We start from the raw sequence: 23,321 nt of genomic DNA on the forward strand, positions 1-23,321 counted from the left end.
TTAGTTTCTTAATGGTTTACCAGTTTTTAACATGTGTTGAATACGCTCTAGTGTTTTGCGCTCTGAACATAAACTTAAGAAAGCTTCGCGTTCTAGGTTTAATAAATACTGTTCAGAAACTTTTGTTGGTTCTGATAAATCTCCACCAGCCATTACATAGGCTAATTTATTTGCAATTTTCTGATCGTGTTCTGATATAAAATTACTTGCTTGCATAGAATCCGTCGCTACCATAAATGCACCTAACGCTTGTTTACCAAGAACTAATACATCTTTACGTGCAGCAGGTTGTGTATAACCAGCTTCTGCCATTAATACTGCATGCTTTTTAGCTTCAGCAATTTGACGTTCTCTGTTTACAACAACTACATCTTTTCCTTTTTCTAACAATCCTAAATCGAAAGCTTCATAAGCAGAAGTACTTACTTTAGCCATACCAATAGTTAAGAAATACTCTTGTAATACGTTTAACTGAACATCTCCTGTACGGAAAGTATCAGAAGCACGTAAAGCCATTTCTTTAGAACCACCACCACCAGGGATAACTCCAACACCAAATTCTACTAATCCCATATAGGTTTCAGCAGCGGCAACGACTTTATCTGAGTGTAATGATATTTCACATCCACCACCTAAAGACATACCATGCGGTGCAGCAATTGTAGGAATAGAAGAGTAACGCATGCGCATCATTGTATCTTGAAAATACTTGATAGCCATGTTTAATTCATCATATTCTTGCTCTACAGCCATCATAAAAATCATTCCGATATTTGCTCCAACCGAGAAGTTTGCTCCTTGGTTACCAACAACTAATCCTTGAAAATCTTTTTCAGCTAAGTCAATTGCTTTATTTAATCCAGCTAAAACATCGCCACCAATGGTGTTCATTTTAGATTGGAATTCACAGTTTAAGATTCCATTTCCTAAATCTTCAATAACAACTCCTGAGTTTTTAAATACTTCGGTAGTTTTACGAATATTATCTAAGATGATAAATGAATCTTGACCTGGCTTTTTAGTTTGAGCTTTATCTTGAACATCATAATAGTATGTTGCTCCATCTTTAACTGAATAGAAAGATTTAGATCCTTTCGCTAACATTTCTGTAACCCAAGCAGCAGGTTCTTTTCCTTCTGCTTTCATTAATTCGATACCTTTTTCTACACCTATAGCATCCCAAATTTCGAAAGGTCCATTTTCCCATCCAAAACCAGCTTTCATTGCATCGTCAATTTTATACAAGTCATCAGAAATCTCTGGAATTCTATTTTGAACATACGCAAACATTGCTGCGAAGTTTTTACGGTAAAATTCACCCGCTTTATCTTTTCCGTCAACTAATACTTTAAAACGATCAATTGGTTTGTCAATAGTTTTTGTTAATTCTAAAGTTGCAAAAGAAGCACGTTTTTTAGAACGATATTCCATCGTATCTAAATCTAACGTTAAAATTTCTTTCTTTCCTTCAGCGTTTACTGATTTCTTGTAGAAACCTTGTCCTGTTTTACTTCCTAACCATTTATTGTCCATCATAGTGTTGATGAAACCTGGTAGCTTAAATAATTCGTGAGCTTCGTCGTTAGGACAGTTTTCGTAAATACCGTTAGCAACATGTACTAAAGTATCTAAACCAACAACATCAACAGTTCTAAAAGTTGCTGATTTTGGGCGACCGATTACCGGACCGGTTAATTTATCAACTTCTTCAACAGTTAATCCTAATTCTTTTACTTGGTGAAATAAAGATTGAATTCCGAAGATTCCAATTCTGTTACCAATAAAAGCAGGTGTATCTTTTGCTAATACTGAGGTTTTTCCTAAGAATTTAGAGCCATAATCCATTAAGAAGTCAGTAACTTCTTGTTTACAATCTGGACCAGGAACAACTTCAAATAATTTTAAATAACGAGGAGGGTTAAAAAAGTGAGTAACCGCAAAATGCTTTTGAAAATCTTCGCTTCTTCCTTCATTCATAAATTTAATAGGAATTCCAGAAGTATTAGAAGTAATTAAAGTACCAGGAGTACGGTATTTTTCTAATTTTTCGAAAACGATTTTTTTAATATCTAATCGTTCAACAACAACTTCCATAATCCAATCTACATCCGCAACTTTTGCGATATCATCTTCTAAATTTCCAGTAGTAATTCTACTTGCAAATTCTTTTTTGTAAATAGGAGAGGGTTTCGATTTTAAAGAAGCCGTTAAAGCGTCATTAACCAAACGATTACGAACAGCTTTGTCTTCTAACGTAAGTCCTTTTGCTTTTTCTTTGTCGTTAAGTTCTCTAGGAACGATGTCTAATAATAAGACTTCAACGCCAATGTTAGCAAAATGACAAGCAATACCGCTTCCCATAATTCCAGAACCGACGATTGCTACTTTTTTAATTCTTCTTGTCATTTGTTTATAGGTTTGTTTTATACAGCTTTTTTGTTGGTATCACTATATACCGTCTTTTCTGTAATAAGTTTGTTTATGGTTGTTGTTACTTTAAAAAATAAATTTAATTCTTCTTCAGTAATATGTTTTCGTACTTCGTTGTTAAATTGATAGACATGACCTTTTGAAATCTGACGCATTTCCTTACCATAATCTGTAAGTTTTATAATAACGCTTCTTCCATCTGTTGCACTTTTTTCTCTACAAACAACTCCTTTATCTTCCATCGTTTTTAATAATCGAGAAAGGCTTGTAGGTTCCATTCCCATTAAAGGGCCTAAAGCAGTTGATGGAGTTCCGTTTTCAAAATCTATATTCAATAAAACAAAAGCAGTTGCCATCGTACTGTCATGCTTTGCAGCTTGCTCATTGTACATTTTTGCAACAGCTTGCCATGTGGCTCTTAATTGATGATCTATTGATTTATCTTTATCCATGTGAAGCCAAAGATACAGAAATTTATTATGCACGCATAGTATTTTTTAAAAAAGTTATGCGTGCATAGTAAATTTAACACAGAATTAATATGTAACGTTTGCTTTAAAGATGTTACTAATCAGTATAAAAATATGTAAGTTTGTCATTGCTTGTTTTCGACAAACAGCAGATAATCAACTATAAAATCGATGAATAATTTATTAGAAATTAATAATGTAGTAAAGTGCTATGGCGATTATACAGCATTAAACGATGTGTCTTTAAAAATACCTAAAGGAAGTGTTTTCGGCCTTTTAGGGCCAAACGGAGCAGGAAAAACATCTTTGATTAGAATCATTAATCAAATTACAATGCCTGATAGTGGTGAGATTATTTTAGACGGAGAAAAACTAGCTCCCAATCATATAGAGTACATTGGTTATTTACCAGAAGAACGTGGTTTGTATAAATCGATGAAAGTTGGTGAGCAAGCTTTGTATTTAGCACAATTGAAAGGATTAAGTAAATCGGAAGCGAAAAAACGATTGAAATATTGGTTTGATAAATTTGATATTGGTGCTTGGTGGAATAAAAAGATTGAAGAGCTTTCTAAAGGAATGGCTCAGAAAATACAGTTTATAGTAACCGTATTGCACCAGCCTAAATTATTAATTTTTGATGAGCCTTTTTCTGGGTTTGATCCGATTAATGCACAATTAATAGCAAAAGAAATTCTACAACTTCGTGATGAAGGAGCAACCATAATATTTTCTACGCACAGAATGGAATCTGTAGAAGAAATGTGTGATTATATTGCTTTAATAGATAAATCTAACAAGATTTTAGATGGTAGGTTAGATGATATTAAGAAAGAGTTTAGAACAAATACTTTTCAGGTAGGTGTAAACACTGCAAATCCGAAAGAGGTTGAAGCCAAGTTAAAAGAGAGCTTTAACGTATTGCCAGCTGATTTTAAATTGTTAAACGACGGATTAAAATTAAATGTACAGCTAACCAATGGTAATTCGGCAAATGATTTATTGTCATTTTTAACAACCCAAGGACAAGTGCAGCATTTTGTTGAATTAATACCAAGTGCCAACGATATTTTTATTCAGGCAGTAAATAAAAACAGTTAAAAGAGATGAGCAGATTACGATTAATTATAGAACGTGAGTTCATTGCTAAGGTTAGAAATAAATCGTTTATAATGATGACTTTTTTAAGTCCGTTATTAATGATTGGTATGGGTGCGTTGGTTTTTTTCTTGATGAAAAAAAATGACGAAAAAGTTAAGAAAATAGTATATGTAGATGAGTCTGGATTATTTTCTAAAGATATTTTTAAAGATTCTAAAACAGTTAAATACGAAGATTTTACAACTTTAGGAATTGAAGAATCTAAAAAGAAGGTAGAAGATGGCGATTATTATGGTGCACTATATATTCCTGAACAAGATAGTTTAGAATTGTTGGCAAATTCAATTCAATTTTTCTCAAAAGATTCTCCTAGTATGTCAATCATGGGGAATTTAGAAAGTAAGGTCGATAAAACATTACAAAACGGAAAGTTAACGAAATTCGGAATTGATTTAGCACAAATTAAAGCATCAAAAATGTCGACAGATATAAAGATGTTTAATTTCTCAGGCGAAAAATCATCTAAATTAATAAACGGATTAAAAATTGCCATGGGTGGCTTAGCTGGTTATTTATTAATGATGTTTGTAATGATTTATGGTACTTCGGTAATGCGAAGCGTTATTGAAGAAAAAACAAGCAGAATTATAGAAATTATAGTTTCGTCAGTAAAACCTTTTCAGTTAATGTTAGGTAAAATTATAGGTAATGCATCTGCTGGTTTGTTGCAATTTTTCATTTGGGGAATTTTATTATTGATATTTAGTTTAGTAGCTTCATCTGTTTTTGGAGTTGATATGGTAGAAATGCAAACGGCAAAAGTGCCCGCAGAACAAATGGAAGCGATGCAAAAAGCGGCAGGAGGTAAAGGTGAAATGGTTATTCAGGAAATACTTAGGTTGCCTTTGTTAAAAATGTTTTTCTTATTTATTTTCTATTTCTTAGGAGGTTATATGTTGTATAGCTCATTATTTGCGGCAGTAGGAGCCGCGGTTGACAATGAAACCGATACTCAGCAATTTATGATGCCAATAATGTTGCCTTTAATTTTAGGTGTATATGTTGGTTTTGCTACAGTAATGAACGATCCTCATGGGCCTGTATCCGTAATTTTTTCATATATACCTTTTACATCACCAATTGTAATGTTAATGCGTATTCCGTTTGGTGTAGCTTGGTGGGAAATAGCAATATCAATGTTACTATTAATTCTTACATTTATGGTAATTGTATGGTTTGCTGCAAAAATTTACAGAGTAGGTATTTTAATGTATGGTAAAAAACCAACATATAAAGATTTATGGAAATGGATTCGTTACAATGGCTAAATAATTTTTTAAAATGAAAGATATACTAAAAGAGATTACAAGTTTTTTAAACATTAAAGTTCCTTTAGGAGGAAAACAAATAGATATAACAATAAAAACAATTTTATTGTTAATCATAGCTTTTATAATAGTAAGGTTTATACTTAAGTATTTTAAAAAATTTGTAAAGAATAGGTTAGAAAAAGAAGACGAAAATAAGTTTGATACAATCTTTTCTTTTGCAAGTTGGCTTCTTTATTTGATCGTTTTTTCAATAAGTTTATCTTCTGCAGGAGTTAATTTAAGTGCAATATTAGTAGCGTCATCAGCATTGTTAATAGGTATTGGTTTAGCATTGCAAACCTTTTTTCAGGATATTATATCAGGTGTTTTTATCATTCTTGATAAAAGTGTTCATGTTGGCGATATTATAGAGTTAGATAATAAAGTTGGTAGGGTAGAAGAAATAAAATTGCGTACCACAAGAGCAGTAACTATTGATAATAAAGTATTGGTAATACCTAACCATAAGTACTTAACGAATAGTTTATATAATTGGACACAAAACGGAACCACAACTCGAGAAAGCGTAAAAGTAGGTGTAGCATATGGAAGCGATGTACAGTTGGTTAAAAAATTATTATTAACAGCAGCCATCTCTCATTCAAAAGTTTTTAGCCATCCAGAGCCAGTGGTGTTTTTTGAAAATTTTGGAGATAGTTCATTAGATTTTAAACTTGTTTTTACATTAAATGATAGTTTTCAAGCGCAAATTCCAAAGAGCGATTTACGTTTTAAGATAGACGAATTATTTAGAGAAAACAATATTTCAATTCCGTTTCCTCAAAGAGATATTCATATTATTGAAAAGAAGGTATAATGGCTTGGTTCTTGCATTTTAGTAATTATTAAAAAGATAATACATACATATGTCGAAAATATTAATAATAGAAGATGAAGCTGCAATTCGCAGGGTATTAAAAAAAATTATTTCAGAAGAGAATGATGCTTATCAAGTTGAAGAAGCTGAAGATGGTTTATCAGGATTTGAAATGATTAAAAACAATGATTATGATTTAGTTTTATGTGATATTAAAATGCCAAAAATGGACGGTGTTGAGGTATTAGAAAAAGCTAAAAAAATAAAACCAGAAACTTCTATAGTAATGATTTCTGGACATGGAGATTTAGATACCGCAGTAAACACAATGCGTTTAGGAGCTTTTGATTATATTTCTAAGCCGCCAGATTTAAATCGTTTATTAAATACGGTTCGTAATGCTTTAGATAAAAATGAATTGGTTGTAGAAAACAAGCGATTAAAAAAGAAAGTAAGCAAGAATTACGAAATGATTGGTGAGAGTGATGCGATTACTCATATTAAAGAAATCATTGAAAAAGTAGCAGCAACTGATGCACGCGTTTTAATTACTGGTCCGAATGGAACCGGAAAAGAGTTGGTGGCACATTGGTTACACGAAAAATCAGATAGAGTAAAAGGGGCAATGATTGAGGTTAATTGCGCTGCGATTCCGTCTGAATTAATAGAGAGTGAGTTGTTTGGTCACGTAAAAGGATCTTTTACAGGAGCAAATAAAGATAGAGCTGGGAAGTTTGAAGCCGCAAATGGCGGAACTATTTTCTTAGATGAAATAGGGGATATGAGCTTGTCGGCACAAGCAAAAGTATTACGTGCTTTACAAGAAAACAAGATTCAGCGTGTAGGTTCTGATAAAGATATAAAAGTAAATGTACGTATTGTAGCAGCCACAAATAAAGATTTAAAAAAGGAAATTGCAGCAGGAAGGTTTCGAGAAGATCTATACCATCGTTTAGCGGTTATCTTAATTAAAGTACCAGCATTAAATGATCGTAGAAATGATATTCCTTTATTAGTAGATTTCTTTTCTGAGAAAATATCAACAGAACAGGGAATGTCAAAAAAAGGTTTTTCGAAAAGTGCCATTAAATTGTTACAAGAATATGACTGGACCGGTAATATTAGAGAATTACGCAATGTAGTAGAGCGTTTAATTATTCTTGGAGAGAAAGAAGTGTCAGAAAATGATATAAAATTATTTGCAAGTAAATAAATTAAAATTGCTATTAAATAAAAATACCTAGAAAGATGTTTTAAAACATTTTCTAGGTATTTTTTCGTTAAAGAAAATTCCTGTATACATATAATATGTTATTTCATCATTTTTTTTGCAAAATTATAAGCACCTAATTTACCAAGATTGGTTGCCAATGTTCTTATCCAATTAGCAATTGATAAATCTTCTTTTAACTGCTCTTTTATCAGTTTAATTTCTTCAACAGAAATATCACGTTTAAGGCGTAGTTTTTTTAATTCGGTAGTTATTTCCTGACTGTTTTTATAGTGTTTCTTCATCATCAAAATATTTTTCAGATAAACTTTTAATAACAAAGTTCTCTATACGGTTTCTTACTAAATATGCAATAAGTCCAAAAGCAAAAAAAAGTAATGCGACTAAAATATATCCTAAAAAAGGATTGTTTAAATACTTACCAATAACTGACGACATTGCAACAGCTAAAAATATAAAGGCAATAAGTATAAAAATACCTACAATGGCAAAATTAAAAATCATGCTAAGAGAAGAGGTTAAAACCTGAAAAACTTTTAGTTTATAATATTTTTCAGAGTTTTTAATAAAATCCTCGCCTTTTTCGATCGCTCTTTCTGAATTTGTATGTAAAGATTTAAAAACAGACATTATTTTGTTTGAAATTTTTTGTTCTTAGCCTTTAATGTTTTAAGACGCAGCTCTAAATTAGAAATTACATCTTCAGCTTTATAACTAGCGTCTGTAATAATGGTATCTAATTTTTCTTCTAACGTATGGCTTTTGGTACTTAAAGTATCAGAAACATTGTTTTTTAAAATCTCAGCTCTTGTAGCAACTTCATCTTTAAGATGCGTAGCTTCGGTAACAATAGTTTCTTTTGCAGAAACAGCTCCATCTGCTATTTTTTGTCTTGTTTTACTTCCTTTATCTGGTGCAAATAACACCCCAATTCCAGCACCAACTGCGATTCCTATTAATACTCCAAAAATATTTTTATTATCACTCATGTTTATTTTATTTTAAGGTTAATAATTATTGATACTACAAAGGTAATAGAGAAGAAGAGAAGAACTTGACTCAAAAAATATTAATGTTAACTCAATCGCTATTTTTGTGCTGTTTAATGCTTTTTCTTGCTTATTTTTGATAAAAAATTAAGGTTTATGGCAGTTTTAGGAGGTATTATAAAAGGAATAATTGACGTAGCAAGCGTACTAGTAAAGAGCGATAATCATATAGAAAATCAAGAAAAGGTTTTAAATGATTTATTAGCTACAGCAAAAAACACACAGTTTGGTAAGCAATATAAATTTGAAGATATTTTAAAAACACCACAATTAGCAACTTCCTTTGCTAAAGAAGTTCCTTATTTTGATTATGATACAATGAACAAAGAGTGGTGGTTTAAGTTACATGAAGGACAAGAAAATGTAACATGGCCTAATAGTCCAGATTATTTTGCATTAAGCTCAGGAACAACAGGGTCAGAAAGTAAAAGGATACCTGTTACTAACGAAATGTTAGAAGCGATAAGGCAATCTGGAATTAAACAAGTATTAGCCCTTAAAAACTTCGATTTACCTTCTGATTTTTTTGAGAAAGAAATTATGATGCTGGGCAGTTCTACTGATTTAAATCAACGAAAAGATGACAAAGAAGAAGGTGAAATAAGTGGTATAACGGCAAGTAATATTCCTTTTTGGTTTAAAAGCTATTACAAACCAGGTGAAGATATTGCTAAAATAAGTGATTGGGACACACGCGTACAAAAAATTGCTGAAGATGCAGAAAAATGGGATATCGGTGCTTTAAGCGGAATACCTTCTTGGATAGAATTAATGTTGCAAAAAGTAATAGCATATCACAACCTAAATAATATTCACGAAATATGGCCAAACCTTCAAGTATATACTTCAGGTGGTGTTGCATTTGGGCCCTATGAAAAAAGTTTTAAAGCGTTATTAGGTAAAGAAATAACCGTAATAGATACCTATTTAGCATCCGAAGGATATATTGCAACACAAGTAAGACCAGAAACAGACGCAATGCAGTTAAATACAAATGAAGGTATTTATTTTGAATTTGTTCCTTTTAAACCTGAATATATACTTTCAGACGGGTCGTTAAAAGATGATTCACCATCCATTAGTTTAAAAGATGTAGAATTAAATCAAGATTATGTTTTAATAATAAGTACGGTAAGTGGTTTGTGGAGATACCTAATAGGTGATACAATTGAATTTACTGATGTTGAAAGAGCAGAAATAAAAATTACAGGGCGAACTAAGTTTTTCTTAAACACGGTTGGATCGCAATTATCTGTTAATAAAATGGATGCAGGTATGAAGCATTTAGAAGAGCAGTTTAATACACAAATAACAGAATATACTATTTGTGCAAAACGACACAAAGATGATGAGTTTTATCATACTTGGTATATCGGAACAGATTTAAAAGAAGATGAATCGCTAGTTGCTGAAAAATTAGACGCATTTTTAAAAGAAGCAAATAAAAATTACAAAGTAGCGAGAAGTAAAGCTTTAGAAGGAGTAAAGGTGAATATAATACCTGCCGCTATTTTTCATAGTTGGAGCGAGAGAAATAAGAAAAAAGGAGGTCAAGTAAAAATGGAAAGAGTTATGGGAAGTGAAAAGTTTACAGAGTGGGAAGCCTTTGTAAAAGAAGCTTTAAAAGGTTAAGGTTTTAAAGTAACATTATCGCGATCGTTAACTAGTTGCATAATTTCTTCTGGCGATAAATAATAACGCTTCATTCTGTTTTTATATGTTTGTGTTATATCGGCGTGATTTAAAATGAAGTTTTTAGTTTTCATAATATAATCTTCCATTCCTTGTTGAACAGCAAAATGATCCGCTTTTCTTTCGGCGTTAATAATGTGTTTTTCGAGAAGGATATATTTAAAACCAAACCATATTAATTGAGAATTACTCATTTCTTCATAATCCATAATATGCCCAAGTTCATGACCAATCCAACCAACAAACACATCATAAGGAATATCTCTTGTTCTTAATTCTGTACCTGATATTTTAAATTTTTCGCTGATGAAAATAACATAATGCCTTGGTTTTTTTCCGAATAAAATGGTTAAAAACTCAGGTTGCGCTTGCATAGTCGATTTTTTAATGTCCTTTTTAAATTTAAAGGTAATAGGTGTGTTTTCTAAAGAAGGAAAGTACGAAAGTGCTTTTGTAACCTTGTTTAAAATTTCTTTGGGAATTGTTTTGTTTTTTAAATTGCTCATAGCTATAAATAAGTTACATCAAAAGTAATAGAAAAACTACAGTTAAATTAACGTATACAAAACTATAATTAACTCTTTTAACTTATATATTTAAAAAGATCAGTTAAAATATTTAAAATAGTATAAAGTAATAATTATTGAGTTTAGGTATAAGTAAAATTGATATAAATATAAAAAATTAGCATCCGTTTTTTTCTATTCTACTTGTTTTGCTTGGTATATTTGTACTCGTTAAAATGAATAATAATTAATAAAAAAATATAAAAATGGCAACAGCAGTAGGTAAAAAATTTCCAGATTTAAATGTAGATGCGATGAACGAAATGGGAGATACGTTCAAAATAAATGTTTTAGAAGAGGCAGTAAATAACAAGAAAAAAGTATTGTTATTCTGGTACCCAAAAGACTTTACTTTTGTTTGTCCTACCGAGTTACATGCTTTTCAGGCAGCATTAGGAGAATTTGAAAAAAGAAATACAATTGTAATTGGTGCCTCTTGTGATACTCCAGAAGTGCATTTTGCATGGTTAAATCAACCAAAAGATAACGGAGGAATTGAAGGTGTTACATACCCAATTTTAGCAGATAGTAACCGTAATTTATCATCAATCTTAGGGATTTTAGATATTTCTGATGAGGTTTTTGATGAAGCAACTCAAACAGTACAAGTTGTTGGAGATAATGTAACGTATAGAGCTACTTATTTAATTGATGAAGAAGGAACTGTTTTTCATGAAGGAATTAACCACATGCCAGTAGGTCGTAATGTAAATGAATTTTTACGTTTAATTGATGCATATGCTCACGTTCAAAAAAATGGAGAAGTATGTCCTGCAAACTGGGAAGAAGGTAAAACAGCAATGAAGCCAAACGCAAAAGGAACAGCTGAGTATTTAGCAGCAAACTAATAATACTACGAAAGGAGCATGTTCGTGTACTAATTGGGGGATGAAATACACGAACTCCTTTTTAATAAAATAAAACTATGGTACAAGAATTAAATCAAGATAATTTAGCAGATTTAGTAGCAAACAATAAAAAAGTAGCGGTACAGTTTTCGGCAACTTGGTGTGGTAATTGTCGTATTATGAAACCAAAATTTAAGAAATTAGCTTCAGAAAATGAAGCAATGGTTTTTGTAATTGTTGATGCAGAAAAATTTCCTGAAAGTAGGCAGTTGGCAGATGTAAGTAATTTACCAACCTTTGCCACTTTTGTAGATGGTAAGTTTGTAAATCAAGCACAAACCAATAAGTTTGATGTGTTAAAAGATTTAGTAAACGAAGTAATATAATTTCTATCAGCTTGCGCAAAGTAGCGATACTATAATAATAAGGTCTCAACTTTGCTAGACCTGAAAAAACAGAAAAAATTATGAAATTACCAGTTATAAAACACTTAACTTCATTTATTGAAGAAAACGATCAGGATTATATACTAGAAACGATTGAAACATTAGAAGCCTTAACAGAAGTTCCTTCATTAAAAGATGAAGAATTAGATGTTATTGGCGAGTTGATATCTAATATGTATGGTGCTATTGAAGTTGATAAAATGATTAAAGATGGTACTCCTAAAAAAGAAGCGTTAAATAATTTTATGAAACGTGTTTTAGGATCAATTGATAAATAGTTTTAAGATTTATATACTAAAAATCCCGAGTTTTAAAGCTCGGGATTTTTTTGTTTAAATATTGTTTCAGACAAATTAAGTTATTTTGTTTCTTTTTGTTCGTTCATCTTTTTTACAAGCGCTTTTAAACGCTCTTTATTTCGTTGTTTTTCGAGTTTTACTTTACTCTCTTTTTGTTTCATTAAACGCGTATGTTTTGCTTTATTTACGGTGTTTTTTGCTTTTCCTTTTTTAGGCATCTTTAGATTTTTTTATAGCTAATAATCCGAAGAAAGTAATGAATCCGTTTAATACTAATACAAAGAATCCGAAGTCGAAATTTAACTGCGACTTGCTAAAAATACTTATCAAATAAGTAAGAATTGGCGATACAATACAAATTGCAGGAACGAACTTGTCTTTTATATTTAATTTGGTAAATAATCCGAAGGCATATAAACCTAATAACGGACCATAAGTATAGCCCGCAAACTGAAATATCTTAGCAATCACGCTGGCGTCTGCAATAAAATATTTAAAAACTAAAATCGTAGCAATCAATAGAAACGAAAATAAAATATGTATTTTTTTTCGTGTTTTTATATTTTTTTGTTCATCTCCTTTTTTGTCAATTTCTAAAATATCAATACTAAAAGAAGTTGTTAAAGAAGTTAATGCGCTATCGGCACTTGAATAAGCGGCAGCAATTAATCCTAGTAAAAAGAATAAAGAAGTTGCTAAACCTAACTCGCCACTCATGGCAATCGTTGGGAATAATTGATCTTTGTGCGCGTTAATTTCGTTTGTAGTTGCATAATCGGTTAATAAAATACCTAAGGCTAAAAAGAAAAAGTTTACAATTACTAACACAAGCGTAAACCAAAACATATTTTTTTGCGCATCTTTTAAATTACGACATGTTAAGTTTTTTTGCATCATATCTTGATCTAAACCTGTCATTACAATAGCTATAAATGCTCCAGAAAAGAATCGATTCCAAAAATAATTTCCAGATTTCCAATCATCAAAAAAGAACATTTTAGATAGTTTATTGTCAGATATGTAAGAGGTTAAACTTTCTATCTGCATTTCATCTTTAATAGTAATAATACAAACTCCTACGGCGATTAGCATAAATAAAGTTTGCAGGGTATCCGTCCAAACAATCGTTTTTATTCCTCCTTTAAAAGTGTACAACCAAATTAATAAAATAGTAATAGTTACGGTTACCCAAAACGGAATTCCGTATGCATCAAACAAAATTAATTGCAATACATTGGCTACTAAAAACAATCGAAAAGCAGCGCCTACAGTTCTTGATAGTAAGAAAAAAGAGGCTCCGGTTTTATAGGAATATCTACCAAAACGATCTTCTAAATAGGTGTAAATAGAAGTAAGGTTTAGTCGATAATATAACGGAAGTAATATCAAGCCAATAACTGCGTACCCAACAACATAACCCAATACCATTTGCATATAGCTCATTTGCTGTCCTTCAATCCAACCAGGTACAGAAATAAAAGTAACACCCGATAAAGAAGCGCCAATCATACCAAAGGCAACTAAATACCAAGGTGAAGAGTTATCTGCTTTAAAAAAAGTGTTATTATTTGCCGATTTGCTTGTGATGTAAGAAATAAGAATTAGTACCCCAAAATAGGCAAGAATAAGGAGTATTATGTGTAGTGGTTGCATACAGTTTAATTATGAATTACGAATGTACTAAATTGTAATTGTAAATTAAATGTAAAGCGTTTAATAAATATTAAATGAGCGGAATTGAAACATTTCAATCCCGCCCATTTAATTTAAGATTACATTTCTATAATTACGTCTTCTATATTTTTACGAACCTTTTTTAAATCTTTCATATAATCGTCTTCAGCTCTAAAACCAACAGGTAATACTAAAACGGATGTTAAATTATGTTTATCTAAACCTAAAATTTCATCGTATTTTTCAGGAATAAAACCTTCCATTGGGCAAGAATCTATTTGCTCGTTTGCTGCAACAGTCATTAAATTACCCAAGGCTATATATGCTTGGTTTTTGTTCCAAATAGTTAATTCTTCTTGCGTTTTGCTAGCTATTGAAGAACTAAGCATTTCTTTAAACGGGTTTAAAATTTTATCAGGAGTATTTCTGATGTTTTTTACTAATGAAAAATAAGAATCAATATCGTTAGTCGTGTATTCTTTGGGAATACATAAAACCAATACATGTGACGCTTGTACTACTTGTGGTTGGTTCCAAGAATGAACAACTAGTTGCTCTTGAATTTCTTTGTTTTGAATTACAACCATTTTAATTGGTTGCAATCCGTATGAAGTAGCTGTTAAATTAAAAGCTTCTTTTAAAATGTTTATTTTTACTTCTGAAAGTGATTTATTTTCGTCGAATTTTTTAACAGCATAACGCCATTTTAAATTTTCTATACTGTTCATTCTAATTTATTTAGATTACAAAATTACAATAGCTTTTAATAAAAACAACTATTTGATTATTGTAAAAATTGATGTGGCAATAAATTTAATCTTTGATTTTGTTTTACTGGAAAACTGTTAAAGTAGAATAAGTTGATTTTTATCTGATTAATACTTTTGTAGAGATGTTTAAATTGCGGATAAAAAGTGGTTTAGTAATATTTTTATATCTTAATGGTCAAAAGATAATTGCTAACTCCGGATTATGAAAGAAGATTTTCTGCATTTTTTATGGCAAAACAAGTTGTTTCCTTCAAACAGCTTAAAATCTGTTGCTAACGAAACGATTCAAATAATTAAATCCGGGACTCATAACTTAAATACTGGACCCGATTTTTTAAACGCACATCTTAAAATAAATAATCAATTATGGATTGGGAATGTAGAAATTCACATCAACTCATCTGATTGGTATTTACACAAACATGAAGAAGATAAAAACTATGATGCCGTAATTTTACACGTAGTTTGGCAGTTTGATTCAGCTATTTTTATGAAAAATAATAAGCCATTGCCAACTCTTGAGTTGCATGGTTTAATTGATAAAAACGTACTTAATAATTATCAATCGTTATTTTCTAAACAACTTCGTTGGATTCCGTGTGAGCAACAAATTAATGAAGTAGATTCTTTTTTGATGAGTAATTGGTTAGAACGATTGTATTTTGAGCGATTAGAAAATAAGGCGGTTTTAATAAAAGAGTTATTAGTGAAATCAAATAATGATTTCGAGAGTGTTTTATTTCAGTTATTAGCTAAAAATTTCGGATTGAAAATTAATGGAGAAGCTTTTTTACAGTTAGCGCAATCGTTTGAGTTTTCAATTTTAAAAAAAGTCCGTTTTAATGAATTCCAATTGTCAGCTTTATTATTCGGGCAAGCAGGGTTTTTAGAAAATGAAGTGGAAGATTCTTATTTTATTCAATTAAAAAAAGAATATGCTTATTTAGAGCATAAATATAAGTTACTACCAATTTCTAATGGTTTATTTCAATTTTTTAGAATGCGACCAACAAATTTTCCTACTATTCGAATAGCACAATTAGTAGCGTTGTTTTTTAAACATCAAAATTTGTTTTCTAAATTGATGGAGTTAATTAAACTAGAAGATTTTTATGTTTTTTTTTCAGTAACAATATCTGATTTTTGGAGGACACATTATACATTTGAAACCGAATCAAAAAAATCAGCTAAAAAACTCACAAAGTCATTTATAGATTTATTATTGGTCAACACCATTTTGCCGTTAAAGTTTGTGTACGAACAAAGTAGAGGAGAAGTAAATAGTGACGGTTTTTTTAAATTGATGCAACAAATTAAACCAGAGAAAAACTCAATACTAACTAAATTTTTAGAGTTAAAGATCACTTCTAAAAATGCTTTTGAAAGTCAGGCTTTATTAGAGCTTAAAAATAACTATTGCGCAAAGAAACGTTGTTTACAATGCGCAATAGGTACTAGTTTGTTAAGAAAATAGATTAATACAAGCTTTTAAATTTAGCAGGATTTGCTTCATTCATAATCTCGTATATTTTTTCAAAAATATCTTCAGCAGATGGTTTAGAGAAGTAATCACCATCAGTACCATAAGCAGGTCTATGTGCTTTTGCTGTTAAGGTTTGTGGTTTACTATCTAAGTGTTTGTATCCGTTTTGATTTTCTACAATTTCTTGTAATATATAAGCAGAAGCCCCGCCTGGTACATCTTCATCAACTACTAATAAACGATTTGTTTTAGCAACCGATTTTACCGTATCGTGATTTAAATCAAAAGGTAATAAACTTTGCGCATCTACAATTTCGATATCGATACCTACTTGTGCTAATTCTTTAGCAGCTTCTTCTACAATTCTAAGAGTAGAACCGTAAGACATTACGGTAATATCTGTTCCTTCTTTTACTGTTTCAACAACACCAATTGGCGTTTTAAATTCTCCTAAATTGGTAGGTAATTCTTCTTTTAAACGGTATCCGTTTAAACATTCTACTACTAAAGCAGGATCATCACCTTCTAATAAAGTGTTATAGAACCCGGCAGCTTTTGTCATGTTTCTTGGAACCAATACATGAATTCCGCGGATGTTATTAATAATTCCTCCCATTGGTGAACCAGAATGCCAAATACCTTCTAGTCGGTGCCCACGAGTACGAATAATTAACGGTGCTTTTTGTTTACCAAAAGTACGGTAACGAAGTGTTGCCAAGTCGTCACTCATAATTTGTAAAGCATATAAAAGGTAATCTAAATACTGAATTTCAGCAATTGGGCGTAAACCACGCATTGCCATTCCAATACCTTGCCCTAAAATAGTTGCTTCACGAATACCTGTATCAGAAACCCTTAATTCGCCATATTTTTCTTGTAAACCTTCTAAACCTTGATTTACATCGCCAATATATCCAGCATCTTCTCCGAAAATTAAAGCTTCAGGGTATTTACTAAAAATGGCATCAAAATTATCACGCATAATAACACGTGCATCTACTAAGTTTTTCTCAGCGGCATATGTTGGTGCTTCAGCTGAAACTTTCTCAGCAGCCAATGCTGTTTCACTTAATAGGTGTGCAGAAAATTTTACTTCAGCATTATCTATAGATGATTTAATAAAGTTTTGAAGTGTTGTTTTTTCTGCAAAATCTTCATCCTTTAAATAACGTAATGTTTTACGGGCAGCTACTAAAATATCTTTTCTGATAGGTTCAGAGATAGCAGCTAAATCGTTTTTATATTTGTTGATAAATGAAGCGTTGTTGCTTTTTTGAGCTACTTTTTCTAGTAAATCTAAAGCAGCAGCAACTTCTTCCTTTATTTCATTTGTGTAAGCACTCCAAGCATCACGTTTTGCTTTACTAACTTCTTTTTTAGTTTCTTTTTCTATTTTTATTAAATCCTCTTCAGAATCAATAAATTTTAAAGTAGTTCCGTCTTCATTTTGTAATTCGAATTCTAAAATCCATTTACGCATCTGAGCAAGACAATCAAATTCTTGTTCCCATTTTAAACGCTCTGCAGATTTATATCTTTCATGAGATCCAGAAGTAGAGTGTCCTTGTGGTTGTGTTAATTCTTTTACATGAATTAAAACAGGTATGTGTTGTTCTCTTGCAATTTTTGATGCTTTGTTATAAACATCAATTAATTGTACATAATCCCATCCGTTTACGACAAAAATCTCATAACCGTTTGTATCTTTTTCTTTTTGAAATCCTTTTAAAATTTCAGAAATACTTTCTTTTGTTGTTTGATGTTTTGCGTGTACTGAGATTCCGTATTCATCATCCCAAACATTCATAACCATTGGTACTTGCAACACACCTGCAGCGTTAATGGTTTCGAAGAATAAACCTTCAGAAGTACTTGCGTTACCAATGGTACCCCAAGCAACTTCGTTACCTTTATTAGAAAAATCAGTAAAATTTTCTAAACCATCTACATTACGATAAATTTTAGAAGCTTGTGCTAAACCTAATAAACGAGGCATTTGACCTGCGGTTGGAGAAATATCTGCAGAAGAATTTTTCTGAGCAGTTAAGTTCTTCCAATCTCCATTTTCATCTAAAGAATGTGTAGCAAAATGCCCTCCCATTTGACGACCGGCAGACATTGGTTCGGCATCAATATTTGTATGACCATATAATCCTGCAAAAAATTGTTGAGGAGTTAATTGGTTAATTGCCATCATAAAGGTTTGATCACGGTAATAACCAGATCTAAAATCTCCATTCTGAAAAGCTTTAGCCATTGCCAATTGTGGTACTTCTTTACCATCACCAAAAATTCCGAATTTTGCTTTACCTGTTAAAACTTCTCTACGTCCTAGCAAACTACATTCTCTACTTAAGCGAGCAATTCGATAGTCGTTTAAAACTTCATTTTTAAAATCTTGAAAAGAAAGTTGTTGAGTGTTAGCTATTTCGGTCTTTTGCTTCATTATCTTCTAGTTTTGGTGTGCTTACAAAGATAGTTTTTTTAGTTGAAGTTTAAAAATTTCAATTCTCACTGAATATTCTTCAAAAAAATGATAAAAAAAGAAGTTTTGTTGAAGTATCTATAATAATCCTCTTCTAAGAAAATTATAAATTCTATCAATACTTGTTGTAATTACAAATCGAACCTTTGTAGGATATGCTTCTTTTGTAACCTCAAAACCTTCGTTGGTGTAAATAGGAAAGTAAAATTCAAAAATATTAGGAATAAAATTTAAACGTATGCCGTTTTCGTAAAAATAATTAGGAGAGCTATTTTTATTTTTTAGCATTGCAGCATCATTATATATTTCAGCCCATTTATATATGCTAATACTTGTGTTTATAGATGTTATTAATTGATTTGAAAATTGAGGTTTACTATATTTAGATTTAAAACCAGCTTGATCAATTACAAATTGCTGACTAAAGATGCCTTCGTTTTCTGAACGGCCAAATAAGTTTTGTTCAAATAAATAATCAGAGCCGCGGTTTAATCCGAAACTAAAATAATCTCCTTTAGATTTGTTATGTAAAAATATTCCTCCAAAAAAGCGAACATCAAAACTTCTATCTGCAGAGAAAAATTTGCGATAACGAAAGTCGGTTGTTATTTTACTAAAGCTAGAGTTTAATTCTGCATTAATAGCATATTGAGTTCTTTTAATAGCATTAAAGTTAGAGTTGATGTATCTTAAATTAAGTACATTGTACTTATCACTTGCTTGTTTAGCTTGGCCGGCTTCAACTTCTTTGTTAACACTAATTAACCTTGCAACTAATAGTTTTAATCCGTTTTCACGTAATGTATTTCTTCTAAACTGAATACTAACAGAAGGAGCAAATGTATTGTACTCTAGTTCTGGTGCATAATGAAAACTGCTTCCGCTAAAACCATAACGAATTTTATATATTTTAGTTTTCTTAAAGAAATGGTTGTAAGAAAAAGCATAAGAACCTGTAAAGTTTTTACTTTTTGTACTGTAATTAGGTGTTAAGCTAAACTCAAAATTATGACTTATTACAGATTGGTTGTTAATGTTTACACCTAAAATTACACCATCATATAAATTATATTTAAAATCAGGATAATAAAATAATTGATTGTAATACGGGTTTTCAACATCTGTAAAAAACCGGAGCTGGAGAGGTTTGTTAATAAGTGTATTATTAACTTTTCTGAAATTATCAAGAGAATTGTATTCTGGGTAAATGTTTTCGTAATTTAAAGCTAGTTTATCAAAGCCACCTTTTTTAATTTTAATTGTTTTTATTGAATCGGTTCCTATAATCCATTTTTTGAATATAATCTTCTTTTTTTGTATGCCATACAAAGCTACTGGAGAAGATATCTTTCTTTTGTTTTTTATAGTAACTTCTATAGAATCTTTTCTTTTAGTGGTTTTTACTTTAGATATCTTATAATCTATTTTCTTACTCGTTTTTAAATAATCATTAAAAAACCACGCTAAATCTTTAGAGGTGCTTTTTTGAAGGATTTCTTTAAAATGATTACTGTTAGTTGTTTTTAGCTGATTTTTTGAGTAGAACTTTTTTAGAGACTGAGTTAAAGTATCTCCTCCGATATAATCTTGAAGATAAAGCAAACCTAATCCAGCTTTATATTCGCTAACAACCTTTTGGTTAAAATTAGAGAGAGAATCAGAAGGGGTTATTAATGGTTGGTCATAAAATTTCCGAGCACTAAATTGATAGACAAAAGAATATTTATCGTTTTGTTTTAGTTTAGATAAATTATACGTTTTAATAGGCCAGTATTTAGAGTATTTACCTAAAACTGTTATGTTAGGGTAATATTCTTTAATATAATTCATCATTAAAAAGGTTTCTAAACCATTTGTAAACCAATAATCTGTTCGTTGATTTAATACTAGTGCATCATTTATATATCTTTTAGAAAGTGCTTTAAAAAAGTTGATTTCCCACCTAAAATTTTCAGGAAAAGGTTTTAACCATCTAGGAAGTCCGTAAATTTCGTGTAACGAATTTTTTTTAATGGTAGCCGCATCAATAAAAACTTCATTATGAGGATGTTTTCCTAAAAAGCGCTCAATAAAATTAATTTGTTTATTTATTATTTTTATGGTAGTATCTCTAGGTATATTTTTTAAATGTGTATCAGTTGTTATTTGTTTGCCTTTTGATTTAAAAGATGTGAAATGATTTATTGAGTCAATATGAAGATAAATATCTTTTCTTTTTTTTCCTTTTAAATAATAATGAGTATGTTTTTTTTGCGTCACTTTGCTTTGAGGCAAACTACTCTCGAGAGTATATTTTTTAGGGATAGAGATGTTTATGTTATAATTTGTTATATTCTCATATAAATCATCAATATTTAAATTGCTCATTATATGCCATTTACCGTTGTAAGCAGCAGGTGTAATATACCAAAAGCGTAAGTGATATCCGTTTTTTATTTTTCCGTACCCAGTGAATCTAGCACTCGGAATTTTTACTGTGTAATTTTTAGATATAATTAAACTGTCTTTTGGATTTAGAACTTCATTTAATGATATTTCAATTATATCAGGATGATCTTCTTTTTCTTGAAAAGTAGCTATTTGATTGTTAACTGTAATTTCATGTATTTTAGTGAAACCTTTTTCTTTTGCTTCAGAGAAGTAAAACTCCTTTTTATAGTCTTCAATAAGGCGTTTTCCTAGCGGAGTATTTTTGTCTTTATAGCTATCAGGCCAATTATGTAAAAAAATAGTATTTAAAGTATCTGAAGAATTGTTAAAGAAAACAATTTTTTGATTGATGTGAAGTAAATCCTTTTCATCATCTAATCTTGCATCTATTTCAATAGTATTCGTTTGCGCTGTTACTGTATAACAGGACATGAATAGTGAAATAAAAAAGAGGAGTAATTGATGTTTCAAATTAAAGATAAAAGCTCGTTGAAGAATCAACGAGCTTTTTTGAAAATTATTTTTAAAAGTTTGGTTTTAATTCGTTTTTCTTGTAAAATTTATTAAAGTGATCTACCGCTTCATCAGCAGTATCAACAACTCTAAATAAGTCTAAATCTTTTTCACTAATATTACCTTCTTCTAATAAGGTGTTTTTTATCCAGTCTAATAAACCTGCCCAAAATTTTCTACCTACTAAAACAATAGGGAAACGACCAATTTTGTTAGTTTGAATTAATGTGATTGCTTCAAAAAGTTCATCCATAGTACCAAAACCACCAGGCATTACAACAAAACCTTGAGAGTACTTTACAAACATTACTTTACGAACGAAGAAATAATCGAAGTTTAAGTTTTTATCACGATCTACCCAAGGATTATCGTGCTGCTCGAAAGGTAACTCGATGTTTAATCCAACTGAAGTTCCTTTTCCTCTATGCGCTCCTTTATTACCAGCTTCCATTATTCCTGGTCCACCTCCAGTAATTACTCCGAATCCGTTTTCAGTTAATTTAAAACCAACTTCTTCAGCTAATTTATAATAAGGGTCGTCTGTTTTTGTTCTTGCAGAACCAAAGATAGAAACGCAAGGTCCTATTTTACTTAATTTTTCATATCCTTCAACAAATTCGGCCATAATTTTAAAAATAGCCCAAGAATCGTTTGTTTTTATTTCATTCCAAGTTTTTGGTTGTAATTTCTCTTTTATTCTTCTATCATCATTCGGACTCATACTCATTATTCTTTTATAATTAATGTAACAATTTAGTTTGCTAAATTTACATTTTTAGCAAGCCTGCTAATTTAGTTCTTTTTTTGAGAATTTATTAGTATAAGTGAAAAAAACTGCCGTTAGGCAGTTTAAAAAAATATAATTTTATATATAAGTTATGGATTCATTGGTTCGGTCATACATGTATATCCACAACCAGATACATATACCCATGGGCTAACACAATTAACATTAGAAACAGGTTCATTATAGCAACCTTGTCTATTAGGAAGATGTTCACTATTGTACTCATTACCTCCGTTAATAAGTTTTTGCTCAGATTTATTTAGACTATTACCTAAATTTAAAATTGTTTTTTTCATTATGATTATTGAATTTCTTGTGACCCTCCACTAACAGTACAATGTTGACCATATGTGCCTTCTCCGTAACTACTACAGTTTTCGCTAGATCCTGAAACACAGGCTCCACATCCCCAGGCATTACAACATTGGTATCCTCCATGTGCAGAAATTCTACCTCCATTAATTTGCTTTTGTTCAATTACATTTAAAGCTTTACCTAAGTTTAAAATTGATTTTTTCATGATTATAAATTTATTATTTATTAATCCTTGATCATTTAAAGACATTCAAGGTTTATGTCTATTCTTCGCGAAAGAATGTTTATTTAATAATATTTCGTAGTTGATAGAAAAAACGTTCTATTAAACGTAAGTCTTCTGTTATAATATCAGCAGTTCCTTTCATTTCTTGTCTGAAAGAAATTGTTTTACTGTAAGTGGTTTTTAAGTCTTGAGGCAATTCTACATCTATTAAGTAATTACCTTCTTCATCAGGTATTTGCGAGATAGATTTTATTTTTCCGTTTAGCTCACCAAATTCATCAGCAGGATAATTTGATAATTTTATTTGAACCTTTTGGCC

At 30.6% G+C, this 23,321-nt stretch carries 22 protein-coding genes and 1 pseudogene; 9 read left to right on the forward strand and 14 right to left on the reverse strand.

Annotation, left to right across the window (positions count from 1 at the left end; genetic code table 11):
• Together AC28QF_RS12255 and AC28QF_RS12260 are read right to left on the reverse strand one after the other, a co-directional pair.
• Complete coding sequence (locus AC28QF_RS12255; RefSeq protein ID WP_488202045.1) at positions 1-2,406, reverse strand: 3-hydroxyacyl-CoA dehydrogenase/enoyl-CoA hydratase family protein; 2,406 nt, start codon at positions 2,404-2,406, stop codon at positions 1-3.
• A 17-nt stretch (positions 2,407-2,423) separates the two neighbouring features.
• Complete coding sequence (locus AC28QF_RS12260) at positions 2,424-2,882, reverse strand: MarR family winged helix-turn-helix transcriptional regulator (RefSeq protein WP_488202044.1); 459 nt, start codon at positions 2,880-2,882, stop codon at positions 2,424-2,426.
• 189 nt (positions 2,883-3,071) lie between these two features.
• On the opposite strand from AC28QF_RS12260, the gene AC28QF_RS12265 reads away from it, so the two are divergent.
• Genes AC28QF_RS12265 through AC28QF_RS12280 form a run of 4 tightly spaced genes read left to right on the forward strand, consistent with a single transcriptional unit; the run spans position 3,072 to position 7,401 of the window.
• Positions 3,072-4,001, forward strand: coding sequence for an ABC transporter ATP-binding protein (locus AC28QF_RS12265; protein ID WP_488202043.1), 930 nt, complete (start codon positions 3,072-3,074; stop codon positions 3,999-4,001).
• Between the two features lie 5 nt (positions 4,002-4,006).
• Complete coding sequence (locus tag AC28QF_RS12270; RefSeq protein WP_488202042.1) at positions 4,007-5,329, forward strand: ABC transporter permease; 1,323 nt, start codon at positions 4,007-4,009, stop codon at positions 5,327-5,329.
• Between the two features lie 13 nt (positions 5,330-5,342).
• The gene (locus tag AC28QF_RS12275; protein ID WP_488202041.1) at positions 5,343-6,188 is read left to right on the forward strand and encodes a mechanosensitive ion channel family protein; all 846 of its coding nucleotides are present in this window, start codon (positions 5,343-5,345) and stop codon (positions 6,186-6,188) included.
• Positions 6,189-6,237: 49 nt separating this feature from the next.
• Entirely contained in the window at positions 6,238-7,401 is a 1,164-nt protein-coding gene (locus AC28QF_RS12280) for a sigma-54-dependent transcriptional regulator (protein ID WP_488202040.1), read from the forward strand.
• Between the two features lie 98 nt (positions 7,402-7,499).
• On the opposite strand, the gene AC28QF_RS12285 is transcribed toward AC28QF_RS12280, so the two are convergent.
• From AC28QF_RS12285 to AC28QF_RS12295, 3 genes are read right to left on the reverse strand one after another with little or no spacing between them, the layout of a single operon-like run.
• Positions 7,500-7,706 (reverse strand): hypothetical protein, encoded by a 207-nt coding sequence (locus AC28QF_RS12285; protein WP_218773146.1) that lies wholly within the window; start codon positions 7,704-7,706, stop codon positions 7,500-7,502.
• Positions 7,687-8,049, reverse strand: a complete 363-nt coding sequence (locus AC28QF_RS12290; protein WP_488202039.1) for a hypothetical protein — start codon at positions 8,047-8,049, stop codon at positions 7,687-7,689. Before AC28QF_RS12290 ends, AC28QF_RS12285 begins: the two co-directional genes overlap by 20 nt.
• On the reverse strand, positions 8,049-8,408 hold the full coding sequence (locus AC28QF_RS12295) for a YtxH domain-containing protein (protein WP_488202038.1): 360 nt from the start codon (positions 8,406-8,408) through the stop codon (positions 8,049-8,051). The genes AC28QF_RS12290 and AC28QF_RS12295 overlap by 1 nt, the downstream gene beginning before the upstream one ends.
• A gap of 156 nt (positions 8,409-8,564) precedes the next feature.
• Here AC28QF_RS12295 and AC28QF_RS12300 point away from each other — a divergent pair, with 156 nt between their 5' ends.
• Entirely contained in the window at positions 8,565-10,100 is a 1,536-nt protein-coding gene (locus AC28QF_RS12300; RefSeq protein WP_488202037.1) for a GH3 family acyl-acid amido synthetase, read from the forward strand.
• On the opposite strand, the gene AC28QF_RS12305 is transcribed toward AC28QF_RS12300, so the two are convergent.
• Positions 10,097-10,666 (reverse strand): hypothetical protein, encoded by a 570-nt coding sequence (locus tag AC28QF_RS12305; RefSeq protein ID WP_488202036.1) that lies wholly within the window; start codon positions 10,664-10,666, stop codon positions 10,097-10,099. The genes AC28QF_RS12300 and AC28QF_RS12305 overlap by 4 nt on opposite strands.
• A 266-nt stretch (positions 10,667-10,932) precedes the next feature.
• Between AC28QF_RS12305 and AC28QF_RS12310 the strand changes: the two genes are divergently transcribed.
• The 3 genes from AC28QF_RS12310 (at position 10,933) to AC28QF_RS12320 (ending at position 12,298) form a co-directional block, all read left to right on the forward strand.
• Entirely contained in the window at positions 10,933-11,574 is a 642-nt protein-coding gene (locus AC28QF_RS12310; RefSeq protein WP_315944510.1) for a peroxiredoxin, read from the forward strand.
• A gap of 77 nt (positions 11,575-11,651) precedes the next feature.
• Positions 11,652-11,960, forward strand: coding sequence for a thioredoxin family protein (locus AC28QF_RS12315; protein WP_488202035.1), 309 nt, complete (start codon positions 11,652-11,654; stop codon positions 11,958-11,960).
• Positions 11,961-12,040: 80 nt separating this feature from the next.
• Complete coding sequence (locus AC28QF_RS12320; RefSeq protein WP_315944512.1) at positions 12,041-12,298, forward strand: DUF6952 family protein; 258 nt, start codon at positions 12,041-12,043, stop codon at positions 12,296-12,298.
• Between the two features lie 80 nt (positions 12,299-12,378).
• Here the strand turns inward: AC28QF_RS12320 and AC28QF_RS12325 are convergent, their stop codons facing one another.
• The 3 genes from AC28QF_RS12325 to AC28QF_RS12335 form a co-directional block, all read right to left on the reverse strand.
• The gene (locus tag AC28QF_RS12325) at positions 12,379-12,537 is read right to left on the reverse strand and encodes a hypothetical protein (protein ID WP_488202034.1); all 159 of its coding nucleotides are present in this window, start codon (positions 12,535-12,537) and stop codon (positions 12,379-12,381) included.
• On the reverse strand, positions 12,530-13,972 hold the full coding sequence (locus AC28QF_RS12330) for a sodium:solute symporter (RefSeq protein ID WP_488202033.1): 1,443 nt from the start codon (positions 13,970-13,972) through the stop codon (positions 12,530-12,532). Before AC28QF_RS12330 ends, AC28QF_RS12325 begins: the two co-directional genes overlap by 8 nt.
• 119 nt (positions 13,973-14,091) lie before the next feature.
• Complete coding sequence (locus AC28QF_RS12335) at positions 14,092-14,721, reverse strand: NAD(P)H-dependent oxidoreductase (protein ID WP_488202032.1); 630 nt, start codon at positions 14,719-14,721, stop codon at positions 14,092-14,094.
• 244 nt (positions 14,722-14,965) lie between these two features.
• Here AC28QF_RS12335 and AC28QF_RS12340 point away from each other — a divergent pair, with 244 nt between their 5' ends.
• Positions 14,966-16,237 (forward strand): DUF2851 family protein, encoded by a 1,272-nt coding sequence (locus AC28QF_RS12340; RefSeq protein WP_488202031.1) that lies wholly within the window; start codon positions 14,966-14,968, stop codon positions 16,235-16,237.
• Position 16,238: 1 nt separating this feature from the next.
• On the opposite strand, the gene AC28QF_RS12345 is transcribed toward AC28QF_RS12340, so the two are convergent.
• The 5 genes and pseudogenes from AC28QF_RS12345 to AC28QF_RS12365 form a co-directional block, all read right to left on the reverse strand.
• Positions 16,239-18,692 carry an alpha-ketoacid dehydrogenase subunit alpha/beta gene (locus AC28QF_RS12345; protein ID WP_488202030.1) on the reverse strand — a complete coding sequence of 818 codons (2,454 nt, stop codon included), beginning with the start codon at positions 18,690-18,692 and terminating at the stop codon, positions 16,239-16,241.
• 117 nt (positions 18,693-18,809) lie between these two features.
• Entirely contained in the window at positions 18,810-21,593 is a 2,784-nt protein-coding gene (locus tag AC28QF_RS12350; RefSeq protein WP_488202029.1) for a gluzincin family metallopeptidase, read from the reverse strand.
• 91 nt (positions 21,594-21,684) lie between these two features.
• Entirely contained in the window at positions 21,685-22,395 is a 711-nt protein-coding gene (locus tag AC28QF_RS12355; protein ID WP_488202028.1) for an LOG family protein, read from the reverse strand.
• A 367-nt stretch (positions 22,396-22,762) separates the two neighbouring features.
• Positions 22,763-22,981 (reverse strand): hypothetical protein, encoded by a 219-nt coding sequence (locus AC28QF_RS12360; RefSeq protein WP_488202027.1) that lies wholly within the window; start codon positions 22,979-22,981, stop codon positions 22,763-22,765.
• Positions 22,982-23,060: 79 nt separating this feature from the next.
• Positions 23,061-23,321, reverse strand: a pseudogene (locus AC28QF_RS12365) (HlyD family secretion protein); the annotation flags it as partial.

The organism is Tenacibaculum sp. M1.3A (genome assembly GCF_057732375.1).